General features: G+C 60.6%; 17 protein-coding genes. 13 read left to right on the top strand and 4 right to left on the bottom strand.

The genetic code is table 11. The annotated features are described in order from the left end of the window. Nucleotides 1–216 precede the first annotated feature (216 nt). The 6 genes from tilS to LG374_RS06930 all read left to right on the top strand — a co-directional run bounded on the left by tilS (nucleotide 217) and on the right by LG374_RS06930 (nucleotide 6776). On the top strand, nucleotides 217–1512 hold the full coding sequence (tilS, locus tag LG374_RS06955; protein ID WP_225757010.1) for a tRNA lysidine(34) synthetase TilS: 1296 nt from the start codon (nucleotides 217–219) through the stop codon (nucleotides 1510–1512). Beyond that, a complete protein-coding gene (locus LG374_RS06950; protein WP_225757009.1) occupies nucleotides 1509–3143 on the top strand; it encodes a CTP synthase in 1635 nt (544 codons plus the stop codon). Before tilS ends, LG374_RS06950 begins: the two co-directional genes overlap by 4 nt. Beyond that, nucleotides 3140–3952 (top strand): 3-deoxy-8-phosphooctulonate synthase, encoded by an 813-nt coding sequence (gene kdsA, locus LG374_RS06945; protein WP_225757008.1) that lies wholly within the window; start codon nucleotides 3140–3142, stop codon nucleotides 3950–3952. Before LG374_RS06950 ends, kdsA begins: the two co-directional genes overlap by 4 nt. An 18-nt stretch (nucleotides 3953–3970) precedes the next feature. Continuing rightward, a complete protein-coding gene (eno, locus tag LG374_RS06940; protein WP_006986294.1) occupies nucleotides 3971–5263 on the top strand; it encodes a phosphopyruvate hydratase in 1293 nt (430 codons plus the stop codon). Beyond that, nucleotides 5263–5787 (top strand): septum formation initiator family protein, encoded by a 525-nt coding sequence (locus LG374_RS06935; RefSeq protein ID WP_225757007.1) that lies wholly within the window; start codon nucleotides 5263–5265, stop codon nucleotides 5785–5787. The genes eno and LG374_RS06935 overlap by 1 nt, the downstream gene beginning before the upstream one ends. Before the next feature lie 248 nt (nucleotides 5788–6035). Next, complete coding sequence (locus LG374_RS06930; protein WP_225757006.1) at nucleotides 6036–6776, top strand: phosphatase PAP2 family protein; 741 nt, start codon at nucleotides 6036–6038, stop codon at nucleotides 6774–6776. A gap of 80 nt (nucleotides 6777–6856) precedes the next feature. Here LG374_RS06930 and LG374_RS06925 read toward each other — a convergent pair whose 3' ends face one another. Next, entirely contained in the window at nucleotides 6857–7837 is a 981-nt protein-coding gene (locus LG374_RS06925) for a hypothetical protein (protein WP_225757005.1), read from the bottom strand. A 65-nt stretch (nucleotides 7838–7902) separates the two neighbouring features. Next, the gene (gene gcvT / locus LG374_RS06920) at nucleotides 7903–9006 is read right to left on the bottom strand and encodes a glycine cleavage system aminomethyltransferase GcvT (RefSeq protein ID WP_225757004.1); all 1104 of its coding nucleotides are present in this window, start codon (nucleotides 9004–9006) and stop codon (nucleotides 7903–7905) included. 155 nt (nucleotides 9007–9161) lie between these two features. On the opposite strand from gcvT, the gene infA reads away from it, so the two are divergent. The 4 genes from infA to LG374_RS06900 all read left to right on the top strand — a co-directional run bounded on the left by infA (nucleotide 9162) and on the right by LG374_RS06900 (nucleotide 11497). Further along, a complete protein-coding gene (infA, locus tag LG374_RS06915) occupies nucleotides 9162–9380 on the top strand; it encodes a translation initiation factor IF-1 (protein ID WP_006986287.1) in 219 nt (72 codons plus the stop codon). 52 nt (nucleotides 9381–9432) lie between these two features. Continuing rightward, nucleotides 9433–9957, top strand: a complete 525-nt coding sequence (locus tag LG374_RS06910) for a restriction endonuclease (protein ID WP_225757003.1) — start codon at nucleotides 9433–9435, stop codon at nucleotides 9955–9957. Nucleotides 9958–10060: 103 nt separating this feature from the next. After that, a complete protein-coding gene (locus tag LG374_RS06905) occupies nucleotides 10061–10345 on the top strand; it encodes a cell surface protein (protein ID WP_225757002.1) in 285 nt (94 codons plus the stop codon). A 123-nt stretch (nucleotides 10346–10468) separates the two neighbouring features. Continuing rightward, entirely contained in the window at nucleotides 10469–11497 is a 1029-nt protein-coding gene (locus LG374_RS06900; protein WP_225757001.1) for a low specificity L-threonine aldolase, read from the top strand. Between the two features lie 161 nt (nucleotides 11498–11658). Here the strand turns inward: LG374_RS06900 and LG374_RS06895 are convergent, their stop codons facing one another. Next, on the bottom strand, nucleotides 11659–11955 hold the full coding sequence (locus tag LG374_RS06895) for a hypothetical protein (protein ID WP_225757000.1): 297 nt from the start codon (nucleotides 11953–11955) through the stop codon (nucleotides 11659–11661). Between the two features lie 117 nt (nucleotides 11956–12072). Between LG374_RS06895 and LG374_RS06890 the strand changes: the two genes are divergently transcribed. The 3 genes from LG374_RS06890 (at nucleotide 12073) to LG374_RS06880 (ending at nucleotide 16854) form a co-directional block, all read left to right on the top strand. After that, nucleotides 12073–13128, top strand: a complete 1056-nt coding sequence (locus tag LG374_RS06890; RefSeq protein ID WP_225756999.1) for an efflux RND transporter periplasmic adaptor subunit — start codon at nucleotides 12073–12075, stop codon at nucleotides 13126–13128. A 117-nt stretch (nucleotides 13129–13245) separates the two neighbouring features. Then, nucleotides 13246–16293, top strand: coding sequence for an efflux RND transporter permease subunit (locus tag LG374_RS06885; protein ID WP_225756998.1), 3048 nt, complete (start codon nucleotides 13246–13248; stop codon nucleotides 16291–16293). A 36-nt stretch (nucleotides 16294–16329) separates the two neighbouring features. Further along, on the top strand, nucleotides 16330–16854 hold the full coding sequence (locus tag LG374_RS06880) for a hypothetical protein (RefSeq protein ID WP_225756997.1): 525 nt from the start codon (nucleotides 16330–16332) through the stop codon (nucleotides 16852–16854). An 88-nt stretch (nucleotides 16855–16942) separates the two neighbouring features. On the opposite strand, the gene LG374_RS06875 is transcribed toward LG374_RS06880, so the two are convergent. Continuing rightward, on the bottom strand, nucleotides 16943–17413 hold the full coding sequence (locus LG374_RS06875) for a hypothetical protein (protein WP_225756996.1): 471 nt from the start codon (nucleotides 17411–17413) through the stop codon (nucleotides 16943–16945). Nucleotides 17414–17428: the final 15 nt, after the last annotated feature.

Raw genomic sequence — 17428 nt, 5'->3', positions numbered from 1 at the left:
CGCCATGAAGCCGGTAACGACGCCGCTTGGCGGGCCCAGTGTTTACACCGCTTGACGGGCCCGTTAATCACGCCGCTTGGCGTTGTTTTTATCCCTTATCAAGATTGCAAAAAGCAGGCTGTGCCCGCTCGGTGGACTGAAGCCCACTCTACGCGGGCTCTTTATTTACACCCTTCTTGCGCTATCCTCGTGCTGTTTCCCATGCTGGTAATCCCGATGTTGCTTTCTGACTCTTCTCCCTTCTGGCACTGGCAAGCGGCATACCGCCCGGCGGCGTATTTGCTCGCGTTAAGCGGTGGGCGCGACAGCATGGCGCTATTGCAGGCGCTCGTCGCGCAGCGGCAGCGGCTTACGACACCGCTTGTCGCCTGTTATGTGGATCATGGTTGGTCGGCGGCGAGTGGCGAGTGGGGCGCGTTTTGTGTGCGTGAGGCGGCGGCGCGCGGGGTTGGTTGCGAGGTGTTGCGTCTCAACTGGCAGGCGGCACCGGGCGAGAGTCTGGAAGCCAAGGCGCGACTGCTGCGTTATGAGGCACTGGCGGCGCGTTTGCCGCCGCGCGGGGTGCTGCTCACCGCGCATCACCGCGAGGATCAGGTTGAGACGTTTTTTTTGCAGTTGTTGCGCGGCAGCGGGCTGGACGGTCTCGCGGCGATGCCCGCGCAGCGTCCGTTTGCCGACGGCGCGCACTGGCGCCCTCTGCTGGATACGTCGCGCGCCGCAATTGAGGCGTTTGTTGCCGCCGAGGGGGTGCCGTTTCTGGATGATCCCAGCAATGTGGATACGCGTTTTGCCCGCAACCGCCTGCGTCATGCGGGTTTGCCGCCGCTGGTGGAGATGGCGGCAGCGGTCGCGCGTTCGGCAGGCTGGCTGGCTGAAGCGCAAGCGGTGCAGCAGGCGTTGCTGGACGGGATTCTGGGCGAGGCGCAGACGGTGTTGCCGTGGGACGCGCTCGTTGCCGCGCATGGCGCAACGGTCGCCAAAGCCTTGTTGCGCCGCTGGTTGCAGCGCGCCGGACAGCCTGCGCCGCCGGGCAAGCGGTTGTTGTCGTTTATAGACGCGCTTGGCGGGCAGAATGGTCATGCGGAATTGTGTTATGGCGAGACGGTGGTGGTGCAGCATCGCGGCCGTTTGCACGTGTTCCGCGCCAGTACGCCGCAGTCGCCGCCGCCATTTGCCGCTCAAACGGTATGGCCGGGTGTGGGGATGTTGCGTCTGCACACGGGGCAGGATTTGCTGGCGGGCAGGGTATGCCACTGGGCACTGTTCCCCTGCGCTGCGCACTGGCAGGCACCCGGACAGCATTATCCACAAGCGCTGAAGCATTTTTTGCAGAATCAGGGGGTGCCACCGTATTTGCGCCGCCGCCTGCCGCTCTTGCTAGTGGATGGTGAAGCGGCGTGGTTAGGCGGTTTTGGCGCGGCAGCGGGCTGGGACGGGCTGGCGTTTGACTGGCATCAACAAGCGCATTCTGTTAGCATTTCGCATCATTTTTCATCGGTTTCGGACGCATGACCAAGTTTATTTTTGTTACCGGCGGCGTGGTTTCTTCTTTGGGGAAGGGCATCGCCGCCGCTTCTTTGGGCGCTATTCTGGAATCACGCGGGCTGCGCATCACGCTGATCAAGCTCGATCCGTATATTAATGTCGATCCGGGGACGATGAGCCCCTTCCAGCACGGCGAGGTGTTTGTCACCCATGACGGCGCGGAAACCGACCTCGATCTTGGCCACTATGAACGCTTCGTGCGAATGCGCGCCACCCAGTTCAATAACTGCACCACCGGCCGCATTTACGCCGAGGTGATCCGCAAGGAACGCCATGGCGATTATTTGGGCGCGACGGTGCAGGTCATCCCGCATATTACCGATGCCATCAAGTCCTACGTGTTGCGTGCCGCCGAAGGGGCGGATATTGCGCTGGTGGAAATCGGTGGTACGGTCGGCGATATTGAGTCGCTGCCTTTCCTCGAAGCCATCCGCCAGTTGGGGGCGCAATTGGGCCGCAGCCGCTGCATGTATATCCACCTGACGCTGCTGCCTTATATCGCTGCCGCAGGGGAATTGAAAACGAAGCCGACGCAGCACAGCGTCAAGGAATTGCGCTCGATCGGTATTCAGCCGGATATGCTGATTTGCCGCGCCGACCGCGATATTCCCGAAGACGAGCGGCGCAAAATCGCCCTCTTCACCAATGTTCCCGCTGATGCGGTCTTCGCCGGTCTGGACGTAAAAAATATCTACGAAATCCCGCTGCTCTATCACAAGCAGGGCGTGGACGAAGTCGTCATGCGCCACTTCGCCCTCGATGCTGCCCCCGCTGATCTCAGCGACTGGCAGCAGGTCAACGACGCCATCGCCAATCTGAAGCACGAAGTGACGATTGCCATGGTCGGCAAATACGTGGACCTCACTGACGCCTACAAATCGCTCAACGAAGCGCTTTACCACGCCGGCATCCGCAGCGGCAACGCGGTAAAAATCCGCTACATCGATTCCGAAGACCTGCACCGGCAGGGCGAGTCGCTGCTGGAAGGCGTGGACGGTGTCGTCGTGCCGGGCGGCTTCGGCAACCGCGGCATCAGCGGCAAAATCCGCGCCGTGCAATACGCGCGTGAAAACCGCATCCCCTACCTCGGCATCTGCCTCGGCATGCAGCTCGCCGTCATCGAATACGCACGCCACGTCCTCGGCATCGAAAATGCCGGCAGCACCGAATGGGGCGATAGCAGCCAGGAACCCGTGGTCGCCCTCGTCACCGAATGGGTGAACGAACGCGGCGAAACCGAACAGCGCGACAAACAAAGCGACCTTGGCGGCACCATGCGCCTCGGTGCCCTGCCGGCGCGGCTCAAATCCGGCAGCAAAATCGCACAAATCTACGGCGTGGAAATCATCAACGAACGCCACCGCCACCGCTACGAAGTGAACAGCCACTACGAAAAACGCCTTGAAGACGCTGGCATGATCATCTCCGGCCGTTCCGAAGACAACGGTCTGGTAGAAGTCATCGAATTGCCCGACCATCCGTGGTTCATCGCCTGTCAGTCGCACCCTGAGTTCACCTCAACCCCGCGCAAAGGGCATCCGCTCTTCGAATCCTTCATCCGCGCCGCACGCGCCCACCACGACGGAGCAGACGCATGAATCTCTGTGGCTACCAAGTCGGCAACGACCGTCCCTTCTTCCTCATTGCCGGTCCCTGCGTCATCGAAAGCGAAGCGCTCGCGCTGTCAACGGCGGAAACCCTGAAAAAAATCACCGACGATCTCGGCATCCCCTTCATCTACAAATCCTCCTTCGACAAAGCCAACCGCTCGTCCGGTGCCAGCTATCGCGGTCCCGGCATCGCCGAAGGTCTGCGCATCCTCGCCAAAGTCAAAGCCGAGATCGGTGTCCCCGTTCTTACCGACGTGCACGAAGACACCCCGCTGGATGAAGTCGCCGCCGTGGTGGACGTACTGCAAACCCCGGCCTTCCTCTGCCGCCAGACCAACTTCATCCACAACGTCTGTGCCCAGGGCCTGCCCGTCAACATCAAAAAAGGCCAGTTCCTCGCGCCATGGGACATGCGCCACGTCGCCGATAAAGCGAAAAGCACCGGCAATGACCGCATCATGCTGTGTGAACGCGGCGTGAGCTTTGGCTACAACAACCTCGTCTCCGATATGCGCTCGCTGCCGGTGATGAAACAAACCGGTTGCCCCGTCGTCTTCGACGCCACCCACTCCGTGCAACTGCCGGGGGGACAAGGCGCCTCCTCCGGCGGGCAGCGCGAATTCGTGCCGGTTCTCGCACGCGCGGCAGTTGCTGTCGGCGTCGCGGGACTGTTCATGGAAACCCATCCCGACCCGGACAAAGCCCTCTCCGACGGGCCGAATGCCTGGCCGCTGGGACACATGCCCGAGCTGCTCAAACAACTGCAAGCGCTCGACAACATCGCCAAAACCCTCTAACTAACAGGAGCCAACACAATGACGACAACCGTACAAAACGTCAAAGCCCTCGAAATCCTCGACTCACGCGGCAACCCGACCGTACAAGTCACCGTCACCCTTTCCGACGGCGCACAAGGCACCGCTGGCGTACCTTCCGGCGCCTCTACCGGCTCGCGCGAAGCCCTCGAACTGCGCGATGGCGACAAAGCCCGCTACCTCGGCAAAGGCGTGACCAAAGCCGTCGCCAACGTCAACGAAAAACTCGGTCCGGCGCTCAAAGGCAAAGCCATTGACGACCTCACCGCCCTCGACAAAATCATGCTTGACCTCGACGGCGACGACTTCAAAAAGAACCTCGGTGCAAACGCCATCCTCGGCGTCTCCCTCGCCCTCGCCCACGCCAAAGCTGCCAGCCTGAAAAAACCGCTCTACGCCGTGCTGCACAACACCACCGGCTACACCCTGCCCGTACCGATGATGAACATCGTTAACGGCGGCGAACACGCCGACAACAGCGTGGACATCCAGGAATTCATGATCATGCCTGCCGGCTTCAACAGCTTCCACGAAGCCCTGCGCGCCGGTTCCGAAATCTTCCACACCCTGAAAAAAGTCCTGCATGACAAAGGCCTTTCCACCGGCGTCGGCGACGAAGGCGGCTTTGCCCCTGACCTCGGCTCCAACGAAGAAGCCCTGCAAGTCATCATGGAAGCCATCGCCAAAGCAGGCTACAAAGCTGGCGAACAAATCTACCTCGCCCTTGACGTTGCCGCTTCCGAACTCTACGAAAACGGCAAATACAGCCTCGCTTCCGAAGGCAAAACCTTCACCTCTGCCGAATTTGTGGACTACCTCGCCGGCCTCGTTGAGCGCTACCCGATCGTCTCCATCGAAGACGGCCTTGACGAAAGCGACTGGGACGGCTGGAAAATCCTCACCGACAAACTCGGCGGCAAAGTGCAGCTCGTCGGCGACGACCTCTACGTCACCAACACCCGCATCTTCAAAGAAGGCATCGAAAAAGGCATCGCCAACGCGATCCTCATCAAGCCGAACCAAATCGGCTCCCTCTCTGAAACCCTGCAAGCCATCAAAATGGCAGAAGACGCAGGCTATGCGGCCATCGTCTCGCACCGTTCCGGCGAAACCGAGGACACCACCATTGCCGATATCGCCGTTGCCACCAGCGCTACGCAAATCAAGACCGGTTCACTGTGCCGCTCTGACCGTGTCGCCAAATACAACCGCCTGCTGACCATCGAAGCCGAACTCGGCAATGAAGTCCGCTACGGTGGCAAAGCTGCCCTGCTTGGCAAAATCAAGAACTGATGAAGCGAGCGTTTATCTACCTGACGCTGCTCGCCATCGCGCTCAGCCTCGGACTCATAAACGCCTACCTGTGGCGGTTGCAAAACCGCACCCAGGAACACATCGCCGACCTGCGCCAGCAGGTCGGCTTGCATTTGCGCGAAAACAAACTGCTGAACGACCGCAACGATGCGCTGCGCATCAACGTGGACAGCCTCAAATCCCCCGACGCCTACCGCGTGTACGAAGAAAAAGCGCGTGAGGACTACGGCATGATCGGCAAAAACGAAACCTACTTCGTCCTGCCGGACAGCGAAATGGCGCATATTCCCGACATCCCCGGCCTCGTCGAACGGGAAAAACGGCAAAAAGCCGCTAACCTTCTCCTTGCTGCACCACAACTGCCGGGCAATGCCCGTCCGCTGGACCAAAAACTCACCCTTGAATCCGTCAATCCTGCGCCTGACGGTACTGGCAACGACGATCAAACCGTCGCCCCCATCCCCGTCAGCCCCGTGCCGCTGCAACTGGAAGCGCTGCAATAACGTCTTCCGCCCGCTCATTTGGGCAAATCCCCAAAAAAAACCACAAGAACAAACGTGATAATTCGGGCATTTTCCTGTGAAAATCACGATGCACGCGTTACAATGCCTTTGGATCGCACTGTGGCTTCAAATCAAGTGGCGCGACAAAGGCCGTTCGTGTAACACAGCAAGTCGCGCCAAGACGGTATCTATTTGAAGTTCCCATAGCCGTGCAGCCCGCTTCTCCATCCATTCCACGGGACACGCTAATGAAAAAGACTCTGCTCGCCACCTTGTTGCTGGCATCCCTGCCGCTCGCCGTCCAAGCCGAGGACAATGATGTCAATACCCGCCCGGACGTTTATTACATGACCATCGAGGAAGTTGCCGACAGCCTCAAACTATTGCCGCCGCCACCGGCGATGGACAGCATCGCTTTCCTCAACGACAAGGCGCAGTACGACAAAGGCAAACAATTGCGCAATACCCCGCGTGGCGAACTTGCCTATAACGACGCCCACCTGAGCGGCGACGGCGTACCGCAAGCCTTCTCCGAAGCCTTTGGCACGCCCATCACCGAAAAAGACACCCCGGAACTCTACAAACTGCTGCGCAATTTCCGCGAGGATGCGGGCGAGCTCTCCACCCGCGCCGCCAAACAGCACTATATGCGCATCCGCCCCTTCGCTTTCTTCAGTGAGCACACCTGCCGCCCTGATGACGAGGCAACTCTCTCGAAAAACGGCTCTTATCCCTCCGGCCACACGGCTATCGGCTGGGCAAGCGCGTTGGTACTCGCTGAAATCAACCCTGCCCGCCAACAGCAAATCTTCGAGCGCGGTTTTGAAATGGGGCAAAGCCGGGTCATCTGCGGTTATCACTGGCAAAGCGACGTAGATGCCGCCCGTGTGGTCGCCAGCGGCGTGGTCGCCACCCTGCACAGCAAACCCGCCTTCATCGCTCAACTGGAAAAGGCCAAGGCCGAATTCAAGGCCCTGCAACAAAGATAAACGCCATCTGCGCGACGTATGCCGCCGCATTGGCCACACTAAAAACGCCGCATTCGCGGCGTTTTTTTATGTAGTGGCGGTTAGTCGCCATAGAAACGGATGTATTCGATCTTCGGTCCCGGTTTGTCTTCTTCGCCGCCGTATGCGTCAACGACGGTAACCCAGCCTGCATCGCCGGCCGCGTTTTGCACCAGCAGTTTCAGCTTGTTACAGCTGTCTGTTTCCGGGTTGCAGGGGATGGCGCGCGGGTCGTCGAGGATGACACGCACTTTCTCGCCCTTTTTGACTTTGTGTTTTTTGCCGTCCAGGCCATCCAGGGTGAAGGCGCTTTCAGCCTTGCTGTCCACACCAATGTATTGGTAGGGCTGGATGACCTCGTCCAGTTTGTCGTCTTTAAGCGTGTATTTGCTGCGCGTCTGGTAGAAGAGATTGGCGTGGGTGTCGGTGTACACGGTGCCGTCGCCCGGCAGATAGTAGGTTTCTCCGTTCAGGGTGCGGTTTTTATCGTAGGTCGTCTCGGTTGGCGCTTTGCCGTCGGCAGGAACGGGGAAGATGGTGCAGCTCGGATCGCCGCTCATGCCGTCGTCGCAATAGACGAAGTAGTCTTGGTCATCCCCCGCCAGCTTGCCGCGCAGGGCGCGATAGGTTTCCGGCTCTTCGTCTTTACCCGACGCGATTTCGTTCAAAAAGGTGCTGTTTTTCGGATCGTGATAGAAGATGAATGCGTCTTCGCCGATGACGACTTTTTGCAGGCCATCCAGTTTGTCGGCAGCGGCACCACTGGTATCCGCCTGCGCCCAGCCGGTCAGGCCAAAGGCGTTTTTGACGAGCGCGTGGCCTTTGTCGTCCACGAGCAGGATAGTGACAGGGCTGTCCGCCGCGATGCGTGCCACGGCGTCACCACCGTCGGCTTTTTGGGTCAAAAGCAGCGTGGTGGCGGCTTTGCTGTCTTTGCCGAGGTAGGTCAGCGGCTGTTTGCCGGCGGCAATATCGTCGCTAAAAAGCGGCGCCGCGCTTGCTTGTGCGGCGAGGAGGGTCAGGGCAATAAGGGTTTTGTGCATGGAGGCTCCTAGTGGATATGAAAAAACCGCCGCAATGATACGGCGGTGTGCGGTAACAAGACGGCTTATTTTTTGTAGTCTTTTTTCACAAACGGCATGGCGACGATTTCAATCGGCACGTCTTTGTCGCGGACTTTCGCGGTGAGTTTGGTGCCGACAGCGGCAAGATCAGTGCGGACGTAGCCCATCGCCACCGGCGCGTTCACGGTAGCACCGAAGCCGCCGCTGGTGATGGTGCCGACTTTCTCGCCGTTGTGGTACACGTCGGTATGGGCACGCACCGGCGCACGGCCTTCGATGCTGAAGCCGACGCGTTTGCGTGATGCGCCTGCTTCGATATGACGGGCGACGATGTCTGCGCCCGGATAGCCACCGGCGCGTTCGCCACCGGGGCGGCGCACTTTCTGGATGGCCCAGATGAGCGAGGCCTCGATGGGGCTGGTAGTAGTGTCAATGTCATTGCCGTAGAGACAGAGCCCCGCTTCCAGACGGAGACTGTCACGCGCGCCGAGGCCGATAGGTTTGACGCGGGCATCGCTGCATAGCGCATCGGCAAAGGCGGCGACTCTATCGTTCGGCACGGAAATTTCATAGCCGTCTTCCCCGGTATAACCGGAGCGGCTGACCCAGCACTCGGCACCAAGCAGGGTGAAGGCGCCACCATGCATGAAGGTGAGGTCACGCACTTTCGGCTCGATGGCAGCGAGGACCTCCACCGCTTCCGGCCCTTGCAGGGCGAGCAGGGCGCGTTCCGGCCACCATTCGACTTTACAATCGGGCAGTCCGGCTTGCAGTTTGGCGAAGTCGGCGTCTTTGCAGGCCGCGTTGACCACGACGTAGAAATCATTGGCGCGGCGGGTGAGCATGAGGTCGTCATCAATGCCGCCCTGGGCGTTCATCAAGAGGGCATAGCGTTGCTGGTTGACTTCCAGCCCGTGCAAGTCAACCGGCAGCAGGCGTTCTAGGCTGCCCGCGACATCCGCGCCGCTGACAAAAAGCTGCCCCATGTGCGACACGTCGAAGAGCCCGGCGTGTTCGCGCGTCCACAGGTGTTCTTTCACGATGCCTTCAGCGTATTGCACCGGCATGGAATAGCCGGCGAAGGGGACGATTTTCGCGCCGTGGGCGACGTGCCAGTCGTAGAGGGCGGTGCGTTTCTCAGTGCTCATATTGAGTCTCCTTAGTTGGGAAAAGGTGTTGAAGCGTGGTTAAAGCTTGAGAGTTGCTGTGAAGTATTATACGTCTTCCCCGCCGCCGGGCAGATAATTGTATTTATAACGGGAGCTTGCTAGAATTCGCGCGTTTTTCATCCACACAGGTAACCATGTCCAAAGAAGAAAATATTGAAATGATCGGCACCGTGGTAGAGAGTCTGCCCAACACCACTTTCCGCGTCGAGCTGGAAAACGGCCACATGATCAACGCCCACATTTCCGGCCGTATGCGCAAACACTACATCCGCATCCTCACCGGCGATAAAGTCAAAGTAGAAATGACGCCGTATGACCTGAGCAAAGGCCGCATCATCTTCCGCGAAAAATAAGAATCCCCAGAAAGCCCGCCGCATGCGGGCTTTTTTACATCCGGAGTACACCATGTTCAGCATCATCGGCGATGCAGCCAGTATCCGCACTGCTGCCCAACAACTCGACGCCAACCTGCGCGCCGCCCTGCCCGAACGCATCGATTGCAGTGTGGGCGGCGCCGGCGGCAGCTTTGCCACAACCGTCGCTTACGCGCCCAGCCTCAACTTGTGGTACGCCGCCCAACAGAGCGACAAAACCTACTGGCACGGCTTCGGCAACGGCGCACCGCAGGCGGGGAAGAAAGTGGCACTTGCCAGTGAAATCAATATCCCGGCGGACGGCCTGAACCGCGCCATCTCCGGTGCTTTTGCACGTGATGATGCCGGGCGGGTATGGCTGCTGCACCGGGGAAAAATCCGTGGCGGCAAGGCTCTCTTCTTCGCTCACTACAACGGCACAACCGTCACCGTGCAAGACGGCGACAAGGAAGACAGCTGCGCCCTCATCAGCGCGGTGGATGACCCGGAAATCGCCGCCCATATTGCCCGCTTCGTCGCTGCCGTCTTGCGCATCAAGGCCGTGGCAAAAAAATGAAGCGATGGTTACAAGCCGATAACGAATAAGCCGTATGCCGGCAGCGTGCTATCATCATGCCGCCTTTGGGCATCCCTTTAACCCTTAACCATAAGGAATCTTTATGAAAAAAGTAGTTCTTGCTTCCCTGATCGCTGCCGCATTCCCGGCTGTTGCCCTTGCCGGTTCTTGTGACGACTATTACAAGAAAGCGGAAGAAGACCTGAAAAAAGACGGTAACTACAGCGAACAAGCGATGAAAATCATCAAGGATCAAGTCGCCGCTGTGCCTGCCGATCAGCAAGAAACCTTCTGCAAAACGGCTCTGGAAGCCTTCGGTGCGACCGATAAGGCTGACAGCAACGATAAAGACGATGCCGAAGAGAAAGAAGACGCAGCCAAAGGCTGAGTTGACCTCTTTATCAAGCCGGACCTGCGGGTCCGGCTTTTTTATGCGCGGCGGTTTGCCGTTTCTTCCGGCGGGGCGGCTATCCACCGCGCGCGTATAATCCGCGTTTTTGCGGAGCATCTTATGCCCTCCTTCGGTAGCGACTACCTCGCCGGCTGTCACCCGGCCATCCTTGAGCGCCTCATCGCCAGCAATCTCGAACAAACCCCCGGCTACGGCCTTGACCCCTACTGTGCCTCCGCGCGCGCCAAAATCCGTGCTGCTATCGGCGATGAAAACGCCGACGTGCATTTCCTTGTCGGCGGTACGCAGACCAACGCCATCGTTATCGCTCATATCCTGCGCCCGCATCAGGGTGTGATTGCGGCGGAAGCGGCGCACATTGCCACCCATGAAACCGGCGCCATCGAAGCTGCCGGGCACAAGGTGCTGGTGTTGCCGTCCACCGACGGCAAGCTGACGGCGGCGCAAGTGCAGGATTTCTTCACCCAGTACTACGCGGCGAGCGACATTCAGGAACACATCGTGCAGCCCGGCATGGTGTACATCTCGCAGCCAACTGAACTCGGCACGGTGTACAGCCGTGCGGAACTCGCCGCTCTGGCGCAAGTCTGCCGCCGCCACAGCCTGCCGCTCTTCGTCGATGGCGCCCGCCTCGGCTATGCCCTGCATCCTGAAGTGAGCGACGTGACGCTTGCTGACCTCGCCACCCTGAGCGATGTGTTCTACATCGGTGGCACCAAATGCGGTGCCCTCTTTGGCGAGGCGGTCGTGATTACCCGTGACGCCTGCAAACCGTATTTCCGCGCGACCATGAAGCAGCACGGCGGTCTGCTCGCCAAAGGGCGGCTGCTCGGCATCCAGTTTGACGTGCTCTTTACCGACGACCTCTACACCCGCATCTGCCACGATGCCATCGCCCACGCCCGCCGCATCCGTAACGCCTTCGAAGCGCGCGGCATTGCCTTTTACGGCGCTTCCACCACCAACCAGCAATTCCCCATCCTGCCCGAAGCAGAGGCGGCGCGCTTCATCCGCGACTACGGCTTCGCCGCCTACTGGCCGGCAGAAAACGGTCAACAAATCGTGCGCTACTGCACCAGTTGGGCGACCACAGCAGCGGAAGTCGAGGCGTTGCTGGCAGCCATCTGATCGCCTCCCGCTGCCGCCGGACAGATGGATTGATGACGGAAGTTGACCGCCAAGCGACGTAAATACTGACCCGGCAAGCGGTGTGGTTACTAGACCCGCCCTACATTTTTAACGGTCGCCAAGCGGCGCAAACCCTCCGCAGGAACCGGATGCATCCGGCATCAGAAAAGACCAAAAAGACCGCCGAGATAGAGCAGTACACCCGCAACCAGCAGGATTTTGCCGACAAGCCCGCTGTTGCCCGCCATCATGTGCGGCAGGCTGTCTTCGTCCAGCAGGCGCGGTTTGCCCACTTGCAGCGGTTCAGCGCGCTTCTTTTCGCGCGGGTTTGCCGTGGTGTCTTCATCCGCCTGCCGCTGTGCCAGTCGCTTACTGAGGTGGAGCCAGAATGTGCCGATAAAGATGAGGATGACGCCGAGTTTTGTCATGGTGAAGTCCGGATGGAGAGTTGGCGGCATTATCTCGTTCTCCAACCCCTCTTGCCAGCAGGCGCATCAATCCGCCTTCCCGCCGCCGCAAAATCCGTCCACTGCCTTTTGCTACACTGCACCTTTCTATGGTAAGGAGCAGACCACATGAAATTCCCGCTGTTTTTCCTCATTTTTTTGTCTTCGTGGCTATTCGCGCAGGAGGCACCACCGGCGGAGGAGAAGTCCGCGCTCACCGTGCAGCTTGGCACGCCGCAGCGCATCACGCACGAGCGTACCCTTGCCGCTGAAGGCGAGGTCGCCGCGCGCGAGTTGGCGGCGGTGAATGCGCAGTTGGCCGGGGTGGCGCTCGCGCAGTTGAAGGCGGATGTCGGTGACCGTGTGCAGGCCGGGCAAGTGCTGGCTTTGTTTGATGCCGCGCCTTTGCAGCAGGAGGTGGCGCAGGCGCAGGCGGCGGTGAATCGCGCCCAGGCGGCGTTGGCGCAGGCGAAGCGCAATGCGGCGCGGGCGCGCAAACTGGTCAAGGACAGTGCGTTCAGTGTCAATGATGCCGAGCAGTTGTTCACCGCCGAGCGCGACGGGCAGGCAGCACTGGATGGTGCGCAGGCGGCGTTGCGTCTCGCGCAGTTGCGTCTGGGTTATGCGCAGGTGCGCGCCCCGGCGGCGGGCATTATCACTGCACGTCCGGCAGAGCTCGGCATGACGGCGGCGATCGGGCTGCCGCTCTTTACGGTGCAGGTGAATGGCGCGCTGGAATGGCGGGCGCGGGTCGCGCCAGATGCGGCGGCGTCGCTTCGTTCGGGCACGGTAGCGCATCTTGCGGCAGGCAAGGCTGAAGTGAATGGACGGGTACGCAAGCTGGCGCCGACGGCGGATGCGGCGTCGCGGCTGGTCACGGTGTTTGTCGATGTGCCACAAGATGCACCGCTGCGCGCCGGAATGTTTGTGCGCGGCGCGTTTGCCCTCGGCGAGGAAGCGGTGCTGACGGTGCCGGCGTCGGCGGTGGTGCGCGAGGATGGTTATGACTTGCTGGTGCTGGTGGATGGCGACAACCGCGCCTCCCGCCGCACGGTATTGTTGGGCGAACGCATCGGCGAGCGCGTAGTGGTGCGCGAGGGGCTGGCGGCGGATGCGCACTTTGTGCTGCGCGGCGGCAGTTTTTTGCAGGATGGGGATGTGGTGCGCGTGGTGGATGGTGAGTGATGCTTCAGCATGTAGGGTGGGCTTCAGCCCACCACAAACCCATTCGCTATGGCAATGGTGGGCTGAAGCCCACCCTACGGTCTCTTTCCACCCGCCGTTTTTAACCGGAGGTAAGTCATGAATTTTTCTGCCTGGTCGATCCGCAATCCGCTGGCCACAATTTTGCTTTTTATCTTGCTCACGCTCGGCGGCATTCACGCGTTTAATGTGATGAAGATCCAGCAGTTCCCCGATTTGGATTTTCCGGTGGTGATGGTTACGGTCACGCTGCCCGGCGCTGCGCCGCCGCAGCTGGAAACGGATATTGCCAAGAAGGTGGAGAGTCAGGTGGCCTCCATTGACGGGGTGAAGAAGATTCGCGGTGTGTTGCAGACGGGTGTTTCCACTACGATTATCGAGTTCCGCCTGGAAAAGGATTTGCAGGAGGCGCTGGACGAGGTGCGTTCGGCCATCGGCGAGATTCGCAGCGATTTGCCGGCGGATGCGAATGAACCGGTGATTGGCAAGATAGGGACGAGCGGGCTGCCGCTGCTTACATTTTCGGTATCGGCGCGCGATATGGACGTGTTGGCGTTGTCATGGTTCGTGGATGACAAATTGAACCGCCGCCTGACCGCGATTCCCGGCGTCGGCAGTGTGGATCGCATCGGCGGCGAGGCGCGCACGGTGGAGGTGTTGCCCGATCCGGTGAAGTTGCAGGGGCTGGGGCTGACGATTACGGAATTGCAGCAGCAGCTGTTCGCGCTGCAACGCGATGCGGCGGGCGGTGAGGCGCAAGTCGGCGACGGCAAGCAGACGATCCGCGCGCTGGGGGCGCTGTCGTATGCGCCCGCGCTGGCCGAGTTGCAAATCCGCACGGCGGGCGGTGCTTACCGCCTGGGCGATCTCGCCACCATCCGCGATGGTGCGGCGGAAGCGGATTCGCTGGCGCTCTACGACGGCGAGACGGTGGTCGCTTTCTCCATCACCCGCAGCCGGGGCGCGAGTGAGGTTGGGGTCGCCCATGCAGTCGAAGCGGAACTCGCCCGTATTCAGGCGGATTATCCGCAGATGAAGATCGCCAAGGTCTATGACCGCGCCACACCAGTCGAGGACGATTATCACAGTTCGCTCGATATGCTGCTGGAAGGCGGGCTGCTCGCCGTCCTCGTCGTCTTTATCTTCCTGCGCAACTGGCGCGCGACGCTGGTTGCCGCCATTGCCCTGCCGCTGTCGGTTATCCCCGCCTTCCTCGTCATGTGGCTGCTGGGCTTTACCCTGAATATCATCTCGCTGCTGGCGCTGTCGCTGGTTATCGGCGTGCTGGTGGACGATGCCATCGTCGAAATCGAAAACATCATCCGCCACCTGCGCGGTGGCAAATCGCCCTACGATGCGGCGATGGAAGCGGCGGATGAAATCGGCCTGGCGGTGATCGCCACGACCTTCACCCTGATCGGCGTCTTCCTGCCGACCGCCTTCATGGGTAGCGTCATCGGCCAGTTCTTCCGCCAGTTCGGCTGGACGGCGGCGATTGCCGTGTTCTTCTCGCTGGTCGTTGCCCGCCTCGTCACGCCGATGATGTCCGCCTACATCCTGCGTCCAGAACCGCAACACGCCGCGCGTGGCGACGGTCCGCTGATGCGCGCCTACCTCGCCGTCGTCGCCCTGGTGCTACGCTGGCGCTGGACGACGCTCGCGCTCACCATCGTCCTCTTCGCCGTCTCGCTCGGCTGGGCGCGCCACCTGCCCAGCGCCTTCATGCCGGATGATGACATGGACCAGACGCGCGTCACCATCGAGCTCACCCCCGATGCCGTCCTGCATGACACCCTCGCCGTCAGCGAGCAGGTACGCCGCGCCATCGCTGATATCGACGGCATCGAACATATCCTCAGCACCATCGGCGAGCAGACGCGGGTCATCGGCAGTATCGGCGGCAAAGCGCGCAATCGCGCCAGCCTCGACATTGTCCTCGCGCCGCGCGGCAGCCGTCCCGATAAAACCTACATTGAGCAGGAAATCAACCGCCGCCTGGAAAACATCCCCGGCGCGCGCTTCAGCGTCGGCCTCAGCAACGGCGGCGAACCCGGCTACATCGTCTCGCTGACCAGCGACAACCCGCGCCTTCTCGAAGAAACCGCGCAAGCCCTGATGCACGACATCCGCGCCTTGCCGAACGCCGGCACCGTCAGCAGTACCAGAAGCCTTGCCCGCGAAGAACTGCGCATCACCCCGGACGCGCTCCACATGGCCGACCACGGCGTGACCACCGCGCAAATCGCCGATACCCTGCGCATCGCCACGCAAGGCGACTACGAACAGCGCCTCGCCAAACTGAACCTCGACAGCCGGCAAATCCCCATCGTCGTCCGTCTGCCCGCAGCCGCCCGCGCCGACCTTGCTACCCTGCATGACCTCGCCATCCGTACCGCAAACGGCACCGTGCGCGTCGGCGACGTGGCCCGCCTCGACTTCGGCGGTGGCCCCTCACAAATCACCCGCTTCGACCGCGCCCGCGAAATCCGCGTGACGACACAGGTCGGCAGCGGCCAGCTCGGCGAACTCGTTACCGCCGTGCAAAACACCCCGACCATGCAGCACCTGCCCCCCGCCGTGCGTACCCTCGACGAAGGCCAGGCGGAAAACATGAAAGAACTGTTCGAAGGCTTCGTGCTGGCGATGGGTGTCGGCATCTTCTGCATCCTCGCCGTCCTCATCCTCCTCTTCCACCGCGTCCTGCAACCCTTCACCATCCTCATGGCACTGCCGCTGTCCATCGGCGGCGCCTTTGCAGGGTTGCTCATCACCGGCGGCGGCATCAGCATGAGCTCGATGATCGGCTTCATCATGCTGATGGGCATCGCCAGCAAAAACTCCATCCTGCTCGTCGATTACAGCATCATCGCCGAAAAACGCGACGGCCTGCCGCGCCATGACGCCATTATCGACGCCTGCCACAAACGCGCCCGCCCCATCATCATGACCAGTGTGGCGATGGGCGCGGGCATGACCCCGCTCATGCTCGGCTGGGGCAAAGGCGACCCGACCTTCAGCCAGCCGATGGCGGTGGCGGTCATCAGCGGCCTTGTCACCTCGACGCTCCTCAGCCTCGTCGTCATCCCGGTGGTGTACAGCCTGATGGAAGGCGCGGGGGATTTGCTGCGGCGCAGACGGCGGGGATAGGTATATGCTGCCCGCCCGTCCCCCAAAGGAGTCAATATGAAAAAACTGCTACTGCTGCTGCCCCTCTGCGCGCTGTCCGGCTGTACCTACCTCAGCGCCGTTGGCACACAATTCAAAAAAATGGAAGAACCGCAAGACGGCGAGCGCGCCCGTATCCGCGTCGTCGGCAACTACGTCGCCATGCGTGGCACCCCCGGTTTATCCTGCATGGACTACCGCAAAAAAGGGGCGGGCACCGTGATTGGCGGCTTTATCGGCAGCACCGGCTACCGTGGCCGCAGCCTGGGTATGCCCAACCCCAACGACAGCACGAAAGGGATGTTTTCCGAGTTCTACGTCCGTGCCAACGAACCCGTCACCCTGCTCATCGCCGCCAATATCACCATGGCCAACTGCTCTTTCCCCGTTACCTTTGTCCCCGAAGCGGGACATGACTACGAGCTGAAACTGGGTTTGAAATCGTCTAGTCTTAGCTCGGTATGTTCAATTGAGGGCACCGAGATTACGGGCGGCATCTCCAAACCGCTGCTGTCCCTGCGCAAAACGGAGGAATGTCCGTAATTGTGAACGCAGCAAAAGCCCCTCCCGCGCAAGCGGAGAGGGGCTTTCTTGTGTGACAGAGGAAACCGCCAGTAAAAATAGGGCGGGATTATTGGGTGCAGTCGCCTTTGCCTTCAATACAGGCCAGGGTGGCGATAGAGTCGCTGCGCGCCGCGCCTTCGTGCAATACCCATTGGCGGGTACCCGTTTTCGGGTCAAGCATGAGGGCGGTGGTGCCGAGCAGATGTTCTTTCATCCAAGCGGCGGGAAAACGGCTCATATCACCGCTGCTGTTGGCGGCAAGTACCTCGGCGATTTTTTCGTCGTCATCCAGAATAATCAGCCAGGCATCCGGTTCGGCAGCGTGAATTTCTCCGACCTGTGCGATGAAGCCGGTGCGGTTCTTGGGTCTTGGCATCTCAATATAAAGATAACGCAAGCCGCGATTCTCAGTTTCGCCGATGATGTGCCACTGCGACGGGGCTGCTTCTTTATCCGCTGCGGTGCTGTCCGGGGCGGCGGCGAAGGTGTTGAGGCTGAGGGTGGCTAGTGTGGCGGCCAGCAGGTGTTTTTTGTTCATGTCGGTTCCATAGAA

This window comes from Cardiobacterium sp. Marseille-Q4385 (genome assembly GCF_916618745.1).
Classification (GTDB): domain Bacteria; phylum Pseudomonadota; class Gammaproteobacteria; order Cardiobacteriales; family Cardiobacteriaceae; genus Cardiobacterium.
Note: the sequence above shows the minus strand (reverse complement) of the source record. Positions and strands in the feature narration are given on the sequence as shown.